Below are 19,697 nucleotides of genomic sequence, written 5' to 3' on the forward strand. Positions count from 1 at the left end.
AAAACATTCTGAGTTGGTGAGGAGTGCGCCTCCCCTACCCCTCTAGGATGACGGATCGGTGACAGTCAGGCCGGAAAAATCGAAGAGCTTCGTATCGAGCAGATGAGACGGGTTGACATGCGCGAGCGCACGCAACATCACGTCTTTGCGGCCAGGCATGCGGCGTTCGATATCGGCCAGCATATCCTTCATGGCATTTCGCTGCAAACCGTCCTGGGAGCCGCAGAGATCGCAGGGGATGATAGGAAACTCCATCGCTGCGGCAAATTTTGCCAGGTCATCCTCGGCGCAATAGGCAAGCGGGCGCAGCACCATCAGATCGCCTTCGTCATTCATCAGCTTCGCTGGCATGCCAGCAAGCCGTCCACCATGGAAGAAATTCATGAAGAAGGTCTCCAGAATGTCTTCGCGGTGATGACCCAAAAGCAGCGCGTCGCAGCCCTCTTCGCGCGCGATGCGGTAGAGATTGCCACGGCGAAGGCGCGAACAGAGCGAGCAATAGGTTGCGCCTTCCGGCACCTTCTCTTTCACGATCGAGTAAGTATCGCGATACTCGATGCGATGCGGCATGCCGATCTTCGTCAGATAGTCCGGCAGGATGTGTTTTGGAAAGTTCGGCTGGCCCTGGTCGAGATTGCATGCAATCAACTCGACCGGCAGAAGGCCCCGCCACTTGAGATCGAGCAGCAGCGCCAGGAGACCATAACTGTCCTTGCCGCCGGAAAGACCAACGAGCCAGCGCTTCTGACCATTCAACATGCCAAAGTCGTCGAATGCCTGTCGCACGTTTCTCAACAGCCGCTTGCGCAGCTTGTTGAAGGAGACGGAGCGTGGCGCATCGGCAAAGAGCGGATGGGCACCACCAGCCTCTTCGACCTCGCCGGCGTCCTGAATGTCATCGATCTGTGCGGCAATGGTCATGGTCATCTCGCTGTCTCATCCGCTTGAACGCGGTTAACCACAGGGAATGCCCTCATATAGGCGCGAGATCAAGCCCCGAATACGGACCAGCCCATGCGGTTTGCCAGCATTTCAAGCGCATCGGAACCAAGAGCGGAGTTGCCAACCTTGTTGAGACCTGGCGACCAGACTGCAATCGATGCCTTGCCAGGTGCCACCGCCAGAATGCCGCCACCGACGCCGCTCTTGCCGGGAAGGCCGACGTGATAGGCAAAGTCGCCGGATCCATCATAATGGCCGCAGGTCAGCATCAGCGCATTGATGCGGCGCGCCCTACGATCCGAAACCACCGTGTGGCCGGTCAGCGGATTGCGTCCGCGATTGGCCAGGAAGAGCCCGGCCCGCGCCAGCTGAACGCAATTCATCGAGAGTGCGCACTGGTGGAAATAGACACCCAGCGTGTGTTCGACCGGATGGTGGATATTGCCGAAACTGCGCATGAAGTTGGCAAGCGCGAAATTGCGGAAGCCGGTCGCCTGCTCGGATTTCGCGACCGTATTGTCGATCGAAATGGTGTCGTCATTGGCGAGATAGCGAACGAAGCGCAGCAGTTCACCGATGGCCTCACGCGGCTGATGCCCCGCAAGCACCATGTCGGTCACAACGATCGCGCCCGCATTGACGAAGGGGTTGCGGGGAATGCCATGTTCATGTTCGAGCTGAACGATGGAATTGAACGAGGAGCCGGATGGCTCGCGTCCGACACGCTTCCAGACGGATTCACCCGCCTTGCCGAGCGCCAGCGTCAGCATGAAGACCTTGGAGATGCTCTGTATCGAAAAAGGAACGACGGCGTCGCCTGCGATGAAGGTCTCGCCTTCGACTGTGGTGACGGCAATGCCGAACTGTTTCGGATCGATCTTGGCAAGCTCGGGGATATAATCCGCGACCTTGCCCTCCCCGAGGTGGTTCTTCATCTCGTCATAGATGGAGTCGATGACCGTCTGAATGTTTTGCATACCCTGCCCCGATACAGAAAAAGCGCCCGTGGGCGCTTTTACCAGATGTTTCAACCGCCTCAGATGGAGGTTGAGCGCGCCTTGGTGGTGGTGGCAAATGCCTTCATCACATAGCTGTCGCGATCGTAAACGTCGTCGAAATACTGCACCTTGCCGTCCTTGTCCGGCCAAGCGGTGAAGTAGGAGACATAGACCGGAATTTTCACCGGAACAGACACCGCGCGGTTTTCGCCGGATGCAATCTGCTTATTGACGTTATCGATCGTCGTGCCGAGAACGGCTGCCGCCATGCGACGCGGATCGACAAGACGGATACAGCCATGGCTCAGAGCGCGCATATCGCGGTTGAAGAAGCTCTTCGATGGCGTGTCATGCATGTAGATCGCATGGCTGTTCGGGAAGAGGATCTTCAGATCGCCCAGCGCATTGTCGCTGCTTGGCGGCTGGCGAACCGAGATCGCGTTGGTCGAACCATACCAGTTGACACTGGACGACGAGACGGTACGTCCATTGACCGAAACCTCATAGCCAAGGCGATCGAGATAGGATGGATCGTTGCGCAGCTTCGGCAGCATTTCGTTGACGATGATGGACTGCGGAACGCCCCAGTACGGGTTGAACTCGACAGTCTCGATTTCGTCCTGGAAGAAATAGGTCTGGTTGGTCTTCGAACCGATGACCACCTTCATGCCAAACTGCTCTTTGCCCTGATCATGGTAATACGCCATGAAAGCAGGCTGATTGATGAAGACGTAACGGTCGCCGAGATCTGCCGGCAGCCAGCGAACCTGCTCCATGGCAACTTCAAGCTTGGCGATCTTCGCCTCGTTGCTGTCGCCCGTCATCGCACGAACCGTAGCGCGACCGATCACGCCATCAGCCTTCAGGCCGTTTTCGCTCTGAAACGCCTTGACCAGATCAACGAGCTCCGGCGTGTACTGCGTCGTCTGCTGATAGGCGGTCAGCGCAGATGCATGCTGCGACTTCAGCGTTTCGGACGAACGATGCTCGATCGCTTTCACCACATTGGCGAGTTCAGCATTATCCTCGCCAGGCTTCAGCACCAGATCGGAGCGGACGGCGATCTTGCTTTCGCCAGACTTGTCCTCGTCGCGAAGCTTGACCAGTTCCGCTTTCAGCGCCCGATATTCCGGGCCGGAAGGCTCACGGGACTTCAGATAGGCGGTCACGTCGGGGCTTAGCGCTGCAAGCTTCAAAACCGGGGCGAGATTAACCGTCTTGCGCTTGAAGTCATGATAGCCAGAGAGTTTGTTCGGATCGACACGACCACGGGTCGTATCCTGTACATAGCCCAGAACCTTCGCAGACAAAGCAAGCTCGAACTGCATCATCGCGCGGTTGACTGGCTTGACCTCGTTTTCCGTGACGCTGACCGTCTGGACTTCTGCCTGCGGCTCATCGGCAATGCTTGCGGTCACGTCCAATGAGGGCGCCGAAATGCTGTAATCCGCCGGATCCAGCCCGCTGTCGCCCACCGTTTCAAAGAAAGCGAGGACGGCGGAAGCGCGTTCGTTGATATCGCCGTTGGAAACCCAGATCGGTTTTGCGCCACTGGCGTAGTAAGCCTCGAGCGCCTTGGCGATTTCGGGCGTTGCGGAGATCTTAACGCCAGCGTAGTCCGCACCGAACTTCGACGTATCGACTGCGCGCGTGCCATCCGCCTTGTAGGTATAGTAGCGGGGACCGGAAATGCGCGGCGTCGGCTCTGGATCTATATCGCGGCCAGCAGGCGCGCTTTGCTGGACGACGCCCGGAAGGGCACGATCCTGTCTTTCGCGCTCGATTTTACCGGGACCGCCACGAAGTAGATCCATAAGGGTGATGGCGCTGGCTGGTGCGGGAATGCCCGCAGAGACGGAAACACCGAGAGCCAGTATAAACGCCGCCGATTTTTTTCCTGAAGTGATCTGCAATTTAGTCCTCATTGCGTCCAGCGCCGTGATCCATCGAAGCGCGCGTAAAAACATTGTTTGTCTAGCCGATTGGCCTTCGCTTGAAAAGAAAACGCGCAAAGTCCGATCTCGTGCCAGAATCGTCCTGCCCTTTGGCAAAAAAAAGTCCGGCAATCTCCTTAATTTTTGGCAGGAATAGTTAAATTTCTCTTTAATTTCGAAGCATTGCGGCAAGATGTTTTTTTACCAGTCAGGCATGCCGCGCCATGGAATTGTCGGTTTTTCGGACGTTACCCAAAAGTCACGCCAATTGACTTTCGAATGTGCGGCAAAATCTGAGGTCCCGCGGCGAGTGAGGCTTTCCAGAGTTGCGGGATAGCTCTATATGTCGGCCCGCGCGCAAGACGAGCTCAAACCGCCGCCTTGCCAACGAACACAATGGAGAGGCACGCACGATGACAGCCACACGCACGGAAACCGATACTTTTGGCCCGATCGAAGTCGCCAGCGATCGCTACTGGGGCGCGCAGGCCCAGCGCTCGCTCGGCAATTTCAAGATCGGCTGGGAAAAGCAGCCCACCTCCGTTATTCGTGCTCTCGGCATCGTCAAGCAGGCAGCTGCACGCGCCAATATGGCGCTGGGGGGTCTCGACGCGCAGCTCGCCGAGACGATCATCAAGGCAGCTCAGGAAGTCATTGACGGCAAGCTCAACGAGCATTTTCCCCTCGTGGTCTGGCAGACCGGTTCGGGCACCCAGTCCAACATGAATGCCAATGAAGTGATCTCCAACCGGGCCATCGAAATGCTCGGCGGCGTGATGGGCTCAAAGAAGCCCGTTCACCCGAACGATCACGTCAACATGAGCCAGTCGTCCAACGACACCTATCCGACGGCCATGCATATCGCTTGCGCCGAGCAGATCGTTCACCACCTGCTGCCAAGCCTGAAACACCTTCATGCCGCGCTCGACAAGAAGGCGAAGGACTTCGCCCACATCATCAAGATCGGCCGCACCCATACACAGGATGCAACGCCTCTGACGCTCGGCCAGGAATTTTCCGGCTACGCCGCTCAGGTCGCTTCGTCGATCAAGCGCATTGAACTGACGCTCCCCGGCCTCTGCGAACTGGCACAGGGCGGCACCGCCGTCGGTACCGGCCTCAACGCTCCGGTCGGCTTTGCCGAAAAGGTTGCCGAAGAGATTGCCACCATCACAGGCCTGCCGTTCGTGACCGCGCCGAACAAGTTCGAAGCACTGGCAGCGCATGACTCGATGGTCTTCGCCCACGGCGCGATCAACGCGGCGGCTGCAGCACTTTTCAAGATCGCCAACGACATCCGCTTCCTCGGTTCTGGGCCACGCGCCGGTCTTGGCGAACTATCGCTGCCGGAAAACGAGCCCGGTTCCTCGATCATGCCAGGCAAGGTCAACCCGACCCAGTCCGAAGCACTCACCCAGGTCTGCGCCCACATCTTCGGCAACCAGGCCGCCATCACGTTTGCGGGATCGCAGGGCCACTTCGAGCTCAACGTCTATAATCCGATGATGGCCTATAACTTCCTGCAGTCCGTTCAGCTCTTGGGCGATGCAGCCGTGTCTTTCACCGACAATTGCGTGGTGGGTATCGAAGCGCGCGAAGACAACATCCGCAAGGGTGTGGAGAACTCGCTGATGCTGGTAACCGCGCTCAACACCAAGCTTGGCTATGATGCCTGCGCCAAGATTGCCAAGACCGCGCACAAGAACGGGACGACGCTGCGCGAAGAGGCTGTCGGCGGCGGATATCTGACGAATGAGGAGTTCGACCAATACGTCCGCCCGGAAAACATGATCGGGCCTAAATAATGACAATGGTCAGACAACGGGTCCGCTTCCGTTGTCTGACCACCTCATCTATTTCTGATCGGTCTTAAATACTGTTTACATTTACTAATTTTCGTAGATAAAACTTTGTGAGCCTTAAACTAGATTCCCTGCTCTCGCGTGAGTCTCGGAGACGGCTAAGCCAACCGACTTTTCCATGCAGCATCGACAATCAGTTGGGGAACTATTGTTGACGAAGCATCGGCCAGAATAAAATATTGGACGATCTGGGGACGCATCATGAGTACGGGACCAACACAAATTATGCCCGGCGCCGACGTGGCAAACCAGATCATGCATGCCATGCGCACCATGGGTATCTCGCCCATTCCCCGCAATTACAATCTATTCTACGAAGCCTTTATCGGATCCAACCCTGCTCTGTCGAAGGAGCTTCTTCAACTTGGCAGCAGGGCGACCCAGGAAGAGCTTGACGAACTCGGTACCCGCTACTTCAACCACAGCCACAGCAAGATCATCGAGACGGTTCACGAGAAGCTGCATCTCGAGTTGGAAGCTCTCCTGACTGTGCTGAAGCACGAACAGTCTAGCCTTGAGAAATACAATCGGCTGCTGGATGAAACACGCGAACGCATCACTGCCAAAAGCGCGACGAGCACCTCGCTGGTGGGCGTGGCCATCGCGATCCTGTCCGAGGCCACCGGAAACAAGATCGCTCAAGGAGAGAGCAGTTCCAAGGATCTGGACCGGCATGCCGAAGAAATGCAGCAAGTTCGTCTTGAGCTGGATGAATATAAACGCATCGCCAACACCGATTCACTAACGCGTCTTGCCAACCGCCGAGCCTTCGATGAAAAGCTCGCCGCGACCTACGACACGAGCTTCGGACTTCACCTCTCATCCTTGATCCTGCTGGACATCGATAACTTCAAGCGCGTCAACGATACCTACGGACACCCGGTTGGCGACAAGATTCTCGCGAGCGTGGCGTCGGTCATCCGCAAGTCGGTCCGCAAAGATATCTTCGTCGCCAGAAACGGCGGCGAGGAATTCGCTATCATCGTCGACAATATGAATGCCGAGGAAGTGAGGGACATGTGCGAGCGCATTCGTCTCTCGCTCGAGAAGACCCCGTTCAAAAACTCGAAGACCGGCGTGGATTACGGCCAGATTACCGTTTCGATCGGATACGCCATGGCCTCACAGGCGCAAAGCCCCGTCGATCTTTACGCACACTCGGACGTCGCGCTCTACAACGCGAAAACATCCGGCCGCAACCGCACGGTCATCTTCGAAGAGGGCATGCAGAAAAATTACTCCGGCAAAAGCTGGCTGATCTACCGCACATAAGAGCCAAGTTTCACAGGGCACCGATTAGCCCGCGAAGGCATGCGCCGTCACCACATCGTTTTCGCTGCGCGCTCAGGCCATTCCTTATCGTAAGTCTCCTTGTCGAAATCCGCTTTTGCGGCTTTCAGCAATGCGCCGGGCGTGGGAAGCGACGCGGGATCGATGAAGTGTTCAGGGTTCCACAGCTCAGAACGGATCAGCGCGCGAGCACATTGGAAGTAGACCTCCTCGATGGTCACAACGGTTACGGTGCGCGGGTTCTTTCCGTCCATTACGAAACTTTCCAACAGCGCCGGCTCCGCTGATACCACCGCCTTGCCATTGATACGCATCGTTGTTGTCGAACCGGGGACCAGGAACATCAGGGCTACACGCGGGTCGCGCACGATGTTCATGAGGGAATCGACACGGTTGTTGCCGCGCCAGTCCGGCAGCAGCACGGTTTTCTCATCCTGAACCCGCACGACACCGCCCTTGTCGCCGCGCGGCGAGCAGTCCATTCCTTCGGGACCGACGGTCGCCAGCGCAAGGAAGGGAGCCGCTTCGATCATCTTGCGGTATTCGGGTGTTAGAGATGAGGTGACCTTGACCAGAGATGCTTCAGAGCAACCGTCGTAGATTGCCTTCAACTCCTCCACGGAACGAATAATACCCATCTCCCACACTCCCACTTCCAGTCTTCGTTACCAAGAAACGTCAGCCGCTTGCCTCTGCTTCTTCACGTGCTTCGCGTTCCGCCCGCTCACGAGCCGTCCTGGCGGCAACGAGATCGGCGGGAGATGCATTGCCACGCATGAGTGATCGGCCTGCATAGATACCGCCGACAATTTCCATCGCAAAGCGTTCAGCGTCAACATCACGGAACTCTTCGACCAGACGCTCGGCGGTTTCGTGTGCCTCACCCACGGATGTCAAAACCTTGCCAGTGAAATCGAGCGCGGATTCGTAGGTTTCGCGAATCTGATAATCAACACCGGCCTTCACCAGATCGATGGCATGTCCGCGGTCAAAGGCGCGCGCCAGAACCGGCACCAGAGGAAACTCGTGCTTGACGATCTCGGCAATGCGAACCGCTGCCTCCTTGTCGTCCACGCATATGAGAATTGCGCGGGCAGTGCCCGCTCCTGCGGCATGCAGGATTTCCGATCGTGCCCCATCGCCGTAATAGACCTTGAAGCCGAAATCGGCGGCATCGCGAACGAAGTCTGCGTTCTTGTCGATCAGCGAAAGGGTGTAGCCACGCGCCAGCAAAGGCTGGCTGACGATTTGGCCGAAGCGGCCGAAGCCGATGATAAGAATGCTGCCCTCGACATTTTCGGGAAGTTCAAGGCCATCCGTGTTGGGCTTTGCCGCCGGCATGATTCGATCATGCGCAATCACCATCAAAGGCGTCAGGATCATCGAGATGATGATCATCGCCGTCAGCACCGCATTGGTTTCTGCATCGAGAATACCGGCAGCGGATGCAGCGGAATAGAGCACGAAGGCGAATTCGCCACCCTGTGCCATCAGCACGGCCCGTTCGATTGCCTCACGCTGACAGGTGCCGACGAGGCGCGCCACACTGTAGATCAACAATGCCTTGACGAACATGTAAGCGATGACGCCGACGACCACGATCTTCCAGTTCGCAGCAATCACCGAAAGATCGATCGCCATGCCGACGCCGAGGAAGAAGAGCCCGAGAAGAATGCCGCGGAACGGTTCGATATCGGCTTCCAGCTGATGACGAAAGGCCGACTCGGAAAGAAGCACGCCCGCAAGAAAAGCGCCCATGGCCATAGACAGCCCGCTTACCTGCATCAGCAGTGCCGACCCAAGAACGACAAGCAGAGCCGCAGCCGTCATCACCTCACGCGCACCGGAAGAGGCGAGCAATCGGAAGAAAGGATTGAGCAGATAGCGCCCGGCAAAGACGAGCGCGACGGTAGCAGCCAGGGCGATGCCGATCGAGGAAAGCCGCTCCGTCATCGTGACTTCTTCGCCGCCACTGCCGAGGAATGTGATCAGCACCAGAAGTGGCACGATTGCCAGATCCTCGAAGAGAAGGATGGCGATGATCCGCTGCCCTTTCAACGTCGAGAGGCTGTTGCGCTCCTGAAGCATCTGCATGACGATGGCGGTGGATGTCAGGACGAAGCCAGTCCCCGCCACGAAGGATGGAATGACAGCATAGCCGAAAGCCACGCCGATCATCGTCAGGCCGCCGATACAGACCATCACCTGGAGTGCGCCAAGGCCGAATATGTCCTTGCGCATGGACCACAGCCTTGAGGGCTGCATTTCGAGACCGATGATGAAGAGGAACATCACCACGCCAAGTTCGGCGATATGGATGATCGCCTGCGGATCGGAAAATGCGCCGAAGCCGAACGGCCCTATGACAAGACCGGCCGCGAGATATCCAAGAACCGAGCCGAGACCGATGCGTTTGAAAATGGGTGCGGCCACCACACCGGCGGCCAAAAGGACGACCACCTGGGCCAGATCATTCGCATTTCCCTCGACGGCCAAGTGTCACCTCTCTGTTCAAATCATATGCAACTTCCCTAACGGAACCGCGGCTCTCTGCTCAAGCCTTTTTCCGCAAGTTCCTGTTCGTAAGCCTGGAACAGTGCGTCTCCCTTTTCACCCAATTCCTGAAGATACCGCCAGGTGAAGATGCCGCTATCATGCCCGTCATCAAAAGCGATGCGCACCGCGTAGTTGCCCGTCGCCACCACGTTGCGGATGGCCACATCGCGCTTGCCCGGCACCGTGATCTTCTGCCCGGGACCGTGTCCCTGGACCTCCGCGGACGGCGATAAGACACGCAGCATTTCGGCAGGAAGCGCATGAGAGACACCATTATCGAACACCACCGTCAACTGCCGACGGTCCTTCGAAACCCGCAATTCGGTGGGCCAGGCCTGATTGTCACTGCTGCTCATGATTTCTGATCGTTCTACCGAGGTGTGAAGAGTTCGCTGTCGGCGGGTAAGTCCCTCGACAATCCGTCATAGCAGTCCCTGGCGACAATGGCTATTGTGCGAAGTCAAAGGTTTAATGCGCAAGTCAACGCATATTGCTAACAGCGCAAAAGTCAGAGAGGATCGCGGAACCTGCGGCCCTTCAGCACGCACAGTATTCCTCAACGGTCATAGCCCGGTGGGGTGTGGTAGAAACTGAAATGGAACTTCTACTGTTACACGCGCTCCCTTTGGACGGGACAATGTGGGCCAAGCAAATGGACCTGCTGCCCGGAGCAACCCATGCCCCGACCCTCTACGACTTCGGAGACAATATCGAATCCTGGGCAGAAAAAGCATTGTCACTGACGACCGCCAAGCGCCTCGTCGTAGTCGGTTGCTCCGTGGGCGGATCTTGTGCACTTGAGGTAGCCGCTCTTGCGCCAGACCGGGTCAGCGCACTTGTCCTCATCGGTTCTAAGGCTTGGCGACGACGAGATCTTGTCTACCACTCCTCTGCTCTCCAAATACTGGAGGAGGAAGGTCTTGAACTTGCGTGGTGGAAATCTTGGAGCCCACTTCTTTCCAAAAAGGCTTCGCCCGAAGCGATCGAGGCGACCAAAGAGATCGCCCTGCGTCAGTCCCCAGAAAAAGTAGCGCGAGGTGTGAGAGTCTTTCATACACGTCCAAGCCGCGAGGATGTTCTCACAAGTTTTTCCGGTCCGGTCGCTATCGTCACGGGATCCGGGGATATCGCTCCTGGGGTCGAGATCAGCAGAAAGCAGGCAGACATGGCGAGAAGGGGTCGCTCGCACGTTATTCCCGATTGCGGTCACTATGTTCCGATAGAGAAGCCGGAGGTGCTTAACTGCATTATCCGCCGCGTCCTTGAGACCGCTTGACGAATCGATAGCTGCTGGACATCTTGGTTTTGGCGTGGCCTGCGCCCAACCTCTCAGACCTTCCCCAGCATGGTCTTCAAACGAGGCAAAGGGACTCCTGTCTCAGGCCGCTTGTCTTGGTCCGATCGTGCCGGATGGTTGCTGGGGAACGACGTCCGGGACGTGAGAGGCTATATCATGACCCAGAACGGAAATTTCAAACGCCGCGTGCGTACTCGTGCAGCCAAAACCGGCGAATCCTACACTGCTGCTCTTCACCACATCCGCCAGCAGCCAGACAGTCCCGCATTCCGGTCGCTGCGGATGGCTGTTGCGCAAACGTCTCTTTTCGACGATCCCCGCGATGTATCGGCATTCCGCGCTAGTGGAGCGGAGATGCGCCGCCTCATGCATGATGCCCATCAAGCAAGATGCCGCCTGCTCCATTTTCCGGAGGGAACAACCTGCTGGCCCGGCAAGCGCATCATGTCCGAAACGGGACCGCGCTCTATCGGCCCTTCCGATTGGACACGCTTCCAATGGGGTGTATTGCGCGAGGAGTTGGAGGAAACCAGGAGACTGGCCGGCGCGCTCAAGCTATGGACAGTGTTTGGGTCCGTTCATCCGCTAACTTCGCCGCATCGACCACACAACAGTCTGTATGTCGTTTCAGATCGTGGAGAGTTGGTGACGCGCTATGATGAGCGCCTTCTCTCGAACACCAAAATCTCTTTTATGTATTCGCCCGGCAAAAAGCCCGTTACGTTCGAGGTGGATGGCGTACGCATCGGGTGCGCCTTGGGCATGGAGGTCCATTACCCGGAAATCTTCGTCGAATATGAGACCCTTGGGGTCGATTGCGTCTTGTTCTCCACTGCCGGAGGAACACCGTCCGGAGCTCCTGCCTTTGCGGCGGAGGCGCTCGGGCATGCTGCGAGCAACAGCTACTGGATCAGCTTCTCCACCCTTGCACCCCAAAGCCCTGGCGCACCGTCTGGTATTGCCTCGCCGGACGGGCAATGGGCCGCTCAATGCCGCATGGATGGTCAACCCGCCATTGCGGTTGCCGAAATCCAGACGAACCCCGAAGGTCTTGCGCGGTCATGGCGGAGAAAAGTCCGCAGTGGTCTTTACGCGCCTCATCACATTGAAGACGATTTAAGAAGCGATGATCGAAGCTTGTTTTGATTAATCAGGAATTCGGCGCCGGTCCTGTGGCCGGATGGTCAGAGAGGCGCTCTGCCCACTAACCGTCCCGCAGTTTGAACTTTTTCGGATTAACGCGGTGGGATGCGGTGGATTACGACGCGAGAAGAGTCACTCCAAGCGCAATTATGGAGTTTCGACTTGACGTTGGCCCATCGCATCCCCAGACTCTGAGCATGAACAGCGTCACCGGTTTTCCCGTAACGGCAAGTCCGCTCTCTGAAGTCAGGGCTCCCATGATCGATCCCTTCGGTCGTGCGGTCACCTATCTGCGCGTTTCGGTCACGGATCGCTGCGATTTTCGCTGCACCTATTGCATGTCGGAGCACATGACCTTCCTGCCGAAGAGGGATTTGCTCACGCTCGAAGAACTGGACCGGCTCTGTTCCGCCTTCATCGCCAAGGGCGTGCGCAAGCTGCGCCTGACAGGCGGTGAACCCCTGGTGCGCAAGAACATCATGCATCTCGTCCGCAACCTCGGTCGCCATATTGAAGCGGGCACGCTGGATGAGTTGACGCTGACCACCAATGGCTCGCAGCTTGCCGCTCACGCCGCCGAACTTTATGATTGTGGCGTGCGCCGGATCAATGTGTCGCTCGATACGCTGGATGCGGAAAAATTTCGTCAGATCACGCGCTGGGGCGACTCCTCCAAGGTGATGGCAGGCATCGACGCAGCGCTTGCGGCGGGCATCAAGATCAAGCTCAACGCTGTGGCGCTGAAAGACTTCAACGAGCACGAAATTCCCGAGCTCATGCGTTTCGCCCACGCGCGGGGAATGGATCTCACGGTCATCGAAACCATGCCGATGGGCGAGATCGAGGAAGACCGCACAGATCGCTACGTGCCACTATCGGACCTTCGGGCCTCGCTCGAAGAGCGTTTCACGCTCACCGATATCCCCTTCAAAACCGGCGGACCCGCACGCTACGTGGAAGTGAAGGAAACCGGCGGACGGCTGGGCTTTATCACGCCGATGACGCATAATTTCTGCGAGAGCTGCAATCGCGTTCGCATTACCTGTACCGGAACGCTCTATATGTGTCTTGGCCAGGACGATGCGGCGGATCTGAGGATGCCCCTTCGCGCCTCGGAGAGCGACGCGCTTCTGTCTCAGGCCATCGACGACGCGATCCTGCGCAAGCCCAAGGGTCACGATTTCATTATCGATCGGGATCGCAAGCGGCCCGCCGTCGCGCGCCATATGAGCGTCACAGGCGGCTGATTTTTCCGCCAGCTTATTATTTGATACCCTTACATTAAATGGATTGAATTCGACCGCTCACCATGTCACGACTTTGGGACAGGAGGAGTGAACGGAGTCGCTTCGCTGCGGAAGACCCGCACAGCGATGTCGTTCTTGGGATGGCATCATGGCATTGACGGACAATACGCGCGGAGCGCTGCTCATGGCTCTGGCGATGGCAAGCTTTACGGTCAACGACGCCTTCACCAAGTCCGTCACGCCCTACATCAATATCGGACAGATCCTCTTCGTTCGCGGCGTTATGACCTGCGTTCTGGTTTACGTGATCGCGCGCCATATGGGCGCGCTGCGGCCACTCAAGACCATGCTGCGCCCCATCATTCTTATGCGCTGTCTCTGCGAGATTTCCGCCTCCATCCTTTATCTCAAGGCACTCAGCCTGATGGAGTTTGCCAATGTCGCGGCCATCATGCAGTCCCTCCCCCTCGCAGTGACGCTCGGGGCAGCACTTTTCTTGAAGGAGCCTGTGGGCTGGCGGCGTTGGACCGCCATTTTCGTCGGCTTCGTTGGCGTTCTGGTTATTCTCAGGCCCGGGCCGGAAGGTTTTACCTCCGGCGCGCTACTGGTGTTGGGTGCGATGTTCGTTACCGCCGGACGCGACCTCTTGACCCGGCGCATGTATACGGATGTTCCCTCCATGGCCGTCACCATGACCACCACCATCGTCAACACCTTGTTTGGTGCCGCTCTGATCATTCCATTCGGTGGCTGGCAACCGATGAGCGGCTATGTCTGGTCGCATCTCGTGGCAGCTGCCGTCCTGGTCGTCATCGGTTATCAGGCGGTGATCACGGCAATGCGCAGCGGTGACATCTCCTTCGTCGCGCCGTTCCGCTACACCAGCATGATCTGGGCCTTCTCCATCGGCTTTTTCTTCTTCGGCGAGCATCTGGACATGTGGACGCTGTCGGGCACCGCCATCATCGTCGCCTCCGGTCTCTACACATTCTACCGCGAAAGCAGGCGACACCGTGCGCCAATTGCCAAACAGGCAGTGGGTATGGAATGACCAAGGTGCGCTTTCTCGACCGCTCGACCCCGCCGCATGTGATGACGCTGGTCCTCGTTGCCGGTGTCGCAGCGCTCAGCATGAATGCCTTTCTGCCCTCGCTTGCGGCCATGTCGGCCTATTTCGGCACCGATTATTCGGTCATGCAGTTTGCCGTCTCCGGCTATCTTGCCGCCACCGCCGTCCTCCAACTCGTGATCGGACCGCTTTCCGATCTCTTCGGGCGCAGACCCGTGATGCTCGTCAGTATCCTGCTGATGATTGTTGCCACGTTGATCTGCACGTTTGCGCCAAACATCACTGTCTTCATGATTGGCCGCGTTCTGCAGGCGGCGATCGCGTCGGGCTTCGTGCTGGCGAGAGCCATTGTCCGCGACATGGTGCCTGCCGAACAGGCAGCCTCGATGATCGGCTATGTCACCATGGGCATGTCGGTTGTTCCCATGGTCGGGCCCACCGTCGGCGGCTTTCTCAACGATCTCGCCGGCTGGCAAGCAAGCTTTGCATTTGTCGGCCTCTCGGCAGTTGCGGTTCTGCTGCTCGTCTTTTTCGACATGGGCGAAACCAACCGGCAGAAGTCGGCCAGTTTTGCAGCCCAGTTCAAAGCCTGGCCGCAGCTTCTTCGCTCCACCCGTTTTTGGGGCTATGCGCTGACCTGCACGCTCTCCTCAGGCCTGTTCTTTTCCTTCCTCGGTGGCGCGCCTTTCGTTGGCAGCGTGCTTTACGGGCTCACACCAGCGGTGCTGGGCATGCAATTCTTCTTCATGGCGACAGGATACATGCTGGGCAACTTCGTCTCCGGCCGCTACGCCAGCCGCATCGGCATCCCGGTGATGATGTTGGCGGGCAATGTGATCGCGCTTGCCGGTATCGTCATCGCCTACTTGCTTCTTCACCTTGATCTCAACAGTCACTATGAGTTTTTCATTCCGCTCGCCCTCATCGGCGTCGGTAATGGCGTGACGCTGCCCAGCGCCAATGCGGGCATGGTCAGCGTCCAGCCACATCTGGCAGGCTCTGCCTCCGGACTTGGCGGCGCACTGACGATTGGCGGCGGCGCGATGCTTTCCGTCATCGCCTCTTCCCTGCTATCGGAGGAAGCTGGCACGACGCATCTTCTTCTCGTCATGCTGATGAATGGCGTGCTTGCCGTTGTGACAAGTGCTTATGCGGGCAGGCAGGAACGCCGCCACGCGCAACATGTGCTAAGGGGTGAGGTATGATGAACAAGTCGCGCTCCCTCCCCGGCCTGATCCTGGCCGGTGGTCTTTCCCGACGCATGGGCACCAACAAGGCCCTGTGCCCCTTTGGCGAGCGACAACTTCTGCACCACGTCATCGACAAGATTGCGGCGCAGGTTTCGGTGCTGGGGCTCAACACCACAGGCGAATGGGGTAAAGCCTTTGACCTGCCTCTGGTGCCCGATACCAAGATTGGTCACGCAGGACCGCTCGCCGGTGTCCTCGCAGGTTTGCAACACTTTCACAACCACTCGTCGGGCGCGAGCCACATGCTAACGGTGCCCTCCGACAGTCCCTTTTTTCCAGACGACCTCGCCTTAAGACTAATGGATCATCTGCCGGACAAGAACACCATCGTCATTGCCGCATCCAAGGGACAGGTCCATCCTGTCTTTGCTCTCTGGCCGCTCGCTCTTGCGAATGATCTCGAGCAATGGCTCGCGGATGACGACAACCGTCGCATCCGCAGTTTCTTGGCACGCCACCCCACCATTGGCGTTTCTTTTCCGCCGGTGGAAAGCAGCACAAGCTCCATCGATCCGTTTTTCAACATCAACACCCCGGAAGAGTTGGCGCAGGCGCTAACCTTCCTGAAGAGTCTCACTCAATGACGCGTCAAAAAGTATTCGGCATCTCCGGCTGGAAAAATTCGGGAAAGACTGGACTTGCAGTCCGCATCGTCACGGAGCTCACCGCGCGCGGCTACCGGGTCTCCACAATAAAGCACGCGCATCATGATTTCGATATCGACAAAGTGGGTGCCGATAGCTGGCGGCATAGGCAGGCCGGTGCGCATGAAGTAACGATCGTATCCGGCACACGCTTTGCCATCATGCATGAGCTGCGTGGCGCAGCCGAGCCCTCATTCGAGGAGATTCTCGCCCGGATAGCGCCTTGCGATCTGGTTCTGATCGAAGGCTATAAGTACGAGCCCGTGCCGAAGATAGAGGCCCGCCGGAAAGACGCGGCGAAAACAGAACCGCTGGCGGCGGGCGATCCGCATATCATCGCAATCGCGGCCGATCACCTGATCCCGGATAGCACCCTCCCCGTCTTCAACCTCGATGACACTGCCCGCATCGCCGACTTCATCGAGGCAACGGTCGGACTTGAGCGTCCTTCAAAATGAAAAAGCCGGGCCTTACGACCCGGCTTTTTCTTTACCCTGATACGCAAAACACTATTCAAGGAAAGAAGATGGGTTCACTGGCGTTGCGTCCTTACGGACTTCGAAGTGAACCTGAGGACGCTTGGCGCTGCCGGTCATGCCCGACGTTGCAATCGTCTGGCCGCGCTGAACCTTCTGGCCGCGCTGAACCTCGAGATTTGCAGCATTGCCATAAACCGTGACCTTACCGTCGTCGTGACGGACCAGGACCGTGTTACCGAGTTGCTTCAGGCCGTTGCCAGCATAGATGACCACGCCGTTTTCGGCAGCCTTGATCGGCGTGCCTTCCGGAACGGAGATGTTGATGCCGTCGTTGCGGTTGCCATCGACATTCTCGCCGAAGCCGGAAATGACGGCGCCACGGACCGGCCAGCGATATTTGCCGATGCCGGTAGACTCCGGTGCAATCGAAGCGACGTCGGACTTCTTCTCGACATCGCTGACACTTGCTTCGGCAGCTGGTGCTTTCGGCACCTCTGTCTTGGCAACAGGCGTCTCGACAGCCTTTGCAGCCGCAGGGGCCGTGGTTTCATGCGGCTTGACCGAAGCGGTCTTGATGCCGTCTGTTCCCGCAACGGGGATGGTAAGGGTCTGACCGATGCGAATATTGCCGTCCGCAATGTTGTTGGCGGCCTTGAGATCGGCAACGGACACACCGTGTGCGCGCGCAATCTTGGCGATGCTGTCGCCCGGCTTGACCTTATAGCCACCGGTTGGCGGCAGCGGCTTGCCGCCTGGAGGCGTCAGCTTGCCATTCTCAGCCGAAACCTTGTCGCGAGCAGCACCCTGTGCGGGCAGCACCGCGACATTCTGTTCCTGACCACGGGTCGGAGCCGGGGCGTTGTTCTTGCTGAGATCGATATTGTCGGACGCCGCACGGGCAGCGTTGCGTGTCTGACCAAAGCGCGGGATGATGATCGATTGACCGGGACGCGCAGCGGACGCGCTCTTCAGGCCGTTTGCTTGGAGGAGTGCCTTTTCCGGCACGCCGTAGCGTCTGGAGAGCGTTGCGATGGTCTCGCCGGAATTCAGCGTGACCGAAGACGCGCCTTCGGTGTGCCAGCCATTATTGTCGCTCTTGACCGAACCGGTCGACAGCGTATCGGCGCTGTTGTTCGCAGGCAAACGTGCCGACGCCATGGAGGGCGCGCGGTTTGCTGTCGCAGACGGCAATGGCTGCGCCATGGCCTCGGTTCTTGTTGCAGGATCGCGGGTTGCGACCGGCGATGGAGCGGAAAGTTCGGCGCGCTGAACAGGCGCAGCAGAGGATGCCGAACGGGCCGCCGATGGCTGGACCGAACCATAGCCGCCATTCGAAGCCGGATAAGGCTGGTTCATGGCCGCATTCTGGTTGCCATAGCCGCCCTGCGGGGCGGCAGCATAACCGCCACCATTCATATCAGCCTGGGGAACGGGGGCCTGACCATAGGCACCGGCACCGTTGCGCTGAGGAATGGACGCGGTCGTCATCTGATCCGTATTGTTACTGGAAAAGAGTCCGCTAAAGCGTGTCGCGTCCGAGCTGCAACCCGTTGCGACGCTTGCCAGCAATGCCGCTGCGAACATCTTTGCGATTGATTTTCCGGTTTTAGGCGAATGACTCATACGCATGACTCGATCTACACTGACGCAAACGCCGCATCGGAATCGATCCGGCTGAACAAACACTTGCAAGGCCCCTCTTCCGAAACGGAAAAACCATGCGTCGATGAGATGATTAAAGCGCGTTAGTGTTACCACGCCGTTAAAACGTTAAGCTCTTCGCATATTTTTTGACAATTCGATAACCATGCCGACCTCAGCGATATCCGGCATAGGGTGCTAATCCGCCGCCAATGCACGGCCCTGCTTGATGTTCACCAGTTGACCGCACCCCTACATCCGCGTCAAACCATGATGGAGGGAGGAACGACGATGATCGACAAGCTGGAATTTTTCATTGCTCTTTCCCGCGCCGAACATTTCGGTCGGGCAGCCGAAGAATGCGGCATTTCGCAGCCGACATTGTCAGCGGCGATCCGCCAGCTTGAGGATCAGTTGGGCGTCGTATTGGTCGTGCGTGGGTCGCGTTATCAAGGACTGACACCGGAAGGACAGCGCGTTCTGGAATGGGCAAGGCGGATCGTCGGCGATGCCCGCACCATGCGCGAAGAGATGCGAGCGGCCCGAAAGGGGCTTGCTGGACATATAAGGATTGCCGTTATCCCAACCGCACTGGCCATGGTGCCGAGGTTGACGGAGCCGTTTCAGACACGTCATCCGGACGTCACCTTTTCGGTCACATCCCGTACTTCACTACAGGTGTTAAGCCAGCTGGAAAATCTCGAGATCGACGCGGGAATCACCTATCTCGACAATGAACCGCTAGGCCGCGTCACAACCGTTCCTCTTTATTCGGAGCGCTATCATCTCATAACTGCGGCCGGAACCCCGCTTGCGGATCGCGAATTCGTGACGTGGAAGGAGGTTTCCGGCCTTCGGCTTTGTCTATTGACTCCAGACATGCAGAACCGCCGCATCATCAATTCGCATATGGCTGAAGCGGGCGTCCAGGCCAAGCCGACGCTTGAATCGAATTCGATGATCGTCTTGTTTTCCCACATAAGAACGGGGCAATGGGCTTCCATCATGCCACGTAACGTAGCGGAATCATTCGGTTTTCCTGAAGAGATCCGGATGATACCGATCTCGGAGCCGGATGCCGAACACCTGGTGGGCTTGGTCGCAACCCACCGGGAGCCGCACACGCCACTCGTTTCAGCGCTTCTTCATGAAGCCAGATCCCGCGCTGCAGCATCGGCTTTCGATAGAAATTTTCTATCATACAACGGGACGTCTTTATTGACCTGAAGGATGCATTCTCGCCATCCTTCCCAAAAGCCAGATTGTAACATGCGTCACTGTCCAGCATTGAGCTGCTTGGTATCGCATGTGCGGCAGAGACAATCCTCTGTTCGTCTGGCGTCGG

At 57.8% G+C, this 19,697-nt stretch carries 17 protein-coding genes; 10 read left to right on the forward strand and 7 right to left on the reverse strand.

The window, feature by feature from the left end:
- Nucleotides 1-42: 42 nt before the first annotated feature.
- The 3 genes from ttcA to QE408_RS01650 all read right to left on the reverse strand — a co-directional run bounded on the left by ttcA (nucleotide 43) and on the right by QE408_RS01650 (nucleotide 3,847).
- The gene (gene ttcA, locus QE408_RS01640; protein WP_306930148.1) at nucleotides 43-921 is read right to left on the reverse strand and encodes a tRNA 2-thiocytidine(32) synthetase TtcA; all 879 of its coding nucleotides are present in this window, start codon (nucleotides 919-921) and stop codon (nucleotides 43-45) included.
- Nucleotides 922-989: 68 nt separating this feature from the next.
- A complete protein-coding gene (locus tag QE408_RS01645) occupies nucleotides 990-1,919 on the reverse strand; it encodes a glutaminase (protein WP_306927993.1) in 930 nt (309 codons plus the stop codon).
- Nucleotides 1,920-1,978: 59 nt separating this feature from the next.
- A complete protein-coding gene (locus QE408_RS01650) occupies nucleotides 1,979-3,847 on the reverse strand; it encodes a L,D-transpeptidase family protein (protein WP_373465503.1) in 1,869 nt (622 codons plus the stop codon).
- Nucleotides 3,848-4,287: 440 nt separating this feature from the next.
- Between QE408_RS01650 and fumC the strand changes: the two genes are divergently transcribed.
- On the forward strand, nucleotides 4,288-5,679 hold the full coding sequence (fumC, locus tag QE408_RS01655) for a class II fumarate hydratase (protein WP_306927997.1): 1,392 nt from the start codon (nucleotides 4,288-4,290) through the stop codon (nucleotides 5,677-5,679).
- 258 nt (nucleotides 5,680-5,937) lie between these two features.
- Entirely contained in the window at nucleotides 5,938-7,008 is a 1,071-nt protein-coding gene (locus QE408_RS01660) for a GGDEF domain-containing protein (RefSeq protein WP_306927999.1), read from the forward strand.
- 47 nt (nucleotides 7,009-7,055) lie between these two features.
- Here QE408_RS01660 and QE408_RS01665 read toward each other — a convergent pair whose 3' ends face one another.
- The 3 genes from QE408_RS01665 to QE408_RS01675 are packed head-to-tail and all read right to left on the reverse strand — an operon-like array spanning nucleotide 7,056 to nucleotide 9,938.
- A complete protein-coding gene (locus QE408_RS01665; RefSeq protein ID WP_306928001.1) occupies nucleotides 7,056-7,664 on the reverse strand; it encodes a pyridoxamine 5'-phosphate oxidase family protein in 609 nt (202 codons plus the stop codon).
- Nucleotides 7,665-7,704: 40 nt separating this feature from the next.
- Entirely contained in the window at nucleotides 7,705-9,522 is a 1,818-nt protein-coding gene (locus QE408_RS01670) for a monovalent cation:proton antiporter-2 (CPA2) family protein (protein ID WP_306928004.1), read from the reverse strand.
- A 35-nt stretch (nucleotides 9,523-9,557) separates the two neighbouring features.
- A complete protein-coding gene (locus tag QE408_RS01675; RefSeq protein WP_306928006.1) occupies nucleotides 9,558-9,938 on the reverse strand; it encodes a DUF971 domain-containing protein in 381 nt (126 codons plus the stop codon).
- 239 nt (nucleotides 9,939-10,177) lie between these two features.
- On the opposite strand from QE408_RS01675, the gene QE408_RS01680 reads away from it, so the two are divergent.
- The 7 genes from QE408_RS01680 to mobB all read left to right on the forward strand — a co-directional run bounded on the left by QE408_RS01680 (nucleotide 10,178) and on the right by mobB (nucleotide 16,690).
- Nucleotides 10,178-10,858 (forward strand): alpha/beta fold hydrolase, encoded by a 681-nt coding sequence (locus QE408_RS01680; protein WP_306928007.1) that lies wholly within the window; start codon nucleotides 10,178-10,180, stop codon nucleotides 10,856-10,858.
- Nucleotides 10,859-11,035: 177 nt separating this feature from the next.
- A complete protein-coding gene (locus QE408_RS01685) occupies nucleotides 11,036-12,025 on the forward strand; it encodes a carbon-nitrogen hydrolase family protein (RefSeq protein WP_306928008.1) in 990 nt (329 codons plus the stop codon).
- A gap of 194 nt (nucleotides 12,026-12,219) precedes the next feature.
- Complete coding sequence (gene moaA / locus QE408_RS01690) at nucleotides 12,220-13,269, forward strand: GTP 3',8-cyclase MoaA (protein ID WP_306928010.1); 1,050 nt, start codon at nucleotides 12,220-12,222, stop codon at nucleotides 13,267-13,269.
- A gap of 148 nt (nucleotides 13,270-13,417) precedes the next feature.
- Entirely contained in the window at nucleotides 13,418-14,320 is a 903-nt protein-coding gene (locus QE408_RS01695) for a DMT family transporter (protein WP_306928012.1), read from the forward strand.
- Nucleotides 14,317-15,543, forward strand: a complete 1,227-nt coding sequence (locus QE408_RS01700; RefSeq protein WP_306928014.1) for a multidrug effflux MFS transporter — start codon at nucleotides 14,317-14,319, stop codon at nucleotides 15,541-15,543. Before QE408_RS01695 ends, QE408_RS01700 begins: the two co-directional genes overlap by 4 nt.
- Nucleotides 15,543-16,172, forward strand: coding sequence for a molybdenum cofactor guanylyltransferase MobA (mobA, locus tag QE408_RS01705; RefSeq protein ID WP_306930150.1), 630 nt, complete (start codon nucleotides 15,543-15,545; stop codon nucleotides 16,170-16,172). Before QE408_RS01700 ends, mobA begins: the two co-directional genes overlap by 1 nt.
- Nucleotides 16,169-16,690: a molybdopterin-guanine dinucleotide biosynthesis protein B gene (mobB, locus tag QE408_RS01710; RefSeq protein WP_306928015.1), complete on the forward strand. Its 522-nt coding sequence runs from the start codon at nucleotides 16,169-16,171 to the stop codon at nucleotides 16,688-16,690. Before mobA ends, mobB begins: the two co-directional genes overlap by 4 nt.
- Nucleotides 16,691-16,741: 51 nt before the next feature.
- Here the strand turns inward: mobB and QE408_RS01715 are convergent, their stop codons facing one another.
- Nucleotides 16,742-18,295 (reverse strand): peptidoglycan DD-metalloendopeptidase family protein, encoded by a 1,554-nt coding sequence (locus QE408_RS01715; protein WP_306928018.1) that lies wholly within the window; start codon nucleotides 18,293-18,295, stop codon nucleotides 16,742-16,744.
- 348 nt (nucleotides 18,296-18,643) lie between these two features.
- Here QE408_RS01715 and QE408_RS01720 point away from each other — a divergent pair, with 348 nt between their 5' ends.
- Entirely contained in the window at nucleotides 18,644-19,579 is a 936-nt protein-coding gene (locus QE408_RS01720; RefSeq protein WP_306928020.1) for a LysR family transcriptional regulator, read from the forward strand.
- Nucleotides 19,580-19,697: the final 118 nt, after the last annotated feature.

Origin of the sequence: Agrobacterium larrymoorei (assembly GCF_030819275.1) — a bacterium.
GTDB lineage: Bacteria > Pseudomonadota > Alphaproteobacteria > Rhizobiales > Rhizobiaceae > Agrobacterium > Agrobacterium larrymoorei_B.

Excerpts from the sequence above, each read along its gene's own strand:
- mobB (WP_306928015.1), top strand. The coding sequence starts at position 16,169 with ATGACGCGTCAAAAAGTATTCGGCATCTCCGGCTGGAAAAATTCGGGA.
- QE408_RS01700 (WP_306928014.1), top strand. The coding sequence starts at position 14,317 with ATGACCAAGGTGCGCTTTCTCGACCGCTCGACCCCGCCGCATGTGATG.
- QE408_RS01695 (WP_306928012.1), top strand. The coding sequence starts at position 13,418 with ATGGCATTGACGGACAATACGCGCGGAGCGCTGCTCATGGCTCTGGCG.
- QE408_RS01675 (WP_306928006.1), bottom strand. The coding sequence starts at position 9,938 with ATGAGCAGCAGTGACAATCAGGCCTGGCCCACCGAATTGCGGGTTTCG.
- QE408_RS01665 (WP_306928001.1), bottom strand. The coding sequence starts at position 7,664 with ATGGGTATTATTCGTTCCGTGGAGGAGTTGAAGGCAATCTACGACGGT.
- ttcA (WP_306930148.1), bottom strand. The coding sequence starts at position 921 with ATGACCATTGCCGCACAGATCGATGACATTCAGGACGCCGGCGAGGTC.
- QE408_RS01645 (WP_306927993.1), bottom strand. The coding sequence starts at position 1,919 with ATGCAAAACATTCAGACGGTCATCGACTCCATCTATGACGAGATGAAG.
- QE408_RS01680 (WP_306928007.1), top strand. The coding sequence starts at position 10,178 with ATGGAACTTCTACTGTTACACGCGCTCCCTTTGGACGGGACAATGTGG.
- moaA (WP_306928010.1), top strand. The coding sequence starts at position 12,220 with ATGAACAGCGTCACCGGTTTTCCCGTAACGGCAAGTCCGCTCTCTGAA.
- QE408_RS01715 (WP_306928018.1), bottom strand. The coding sequence starts at position 18,295 with ATGTTCGCAGCGGCATTGCTGGCAAGCGTCGCAACGGGTTGCAGCTCG.
- QE408_RS01720 (WP_306928020.1), top strand. The coding sequence starts at position 18,644 with ATGATCGACAAGCTGGAATTTTTCATTGCTCTTTCCCGCGCCGAACAT.
- QE408_RS01685 (WP_306928008.1), top strand. The coding sequence starts at position 11,036 with ATGACCCAGAACGGAAATTTCAAACGCCGCGTGCGTACTCGTGCAGCC.
- QE408_RS01660 (WP_306927999.1), top strand. The coding sequence starts at position 5,938 with ATGAGTACGGGACCAACACAAATTATGCCCGGCGCCGACGTGGCAAAC.
- mobA (WP_306930150.1), top strand. The coding sequence starts at position 15,543 with ATGAACAAGTCGCGCTCCCTCCCCGGCCTGATCCTGGCCGGTGGTCTT.
- fumC (WP_306927997.1), top strand. The coding sequence starts at position 4,288 with ATGACAGCCACACGCACGGAAACCGATACTTTTGGCCCGATCGAAGTC.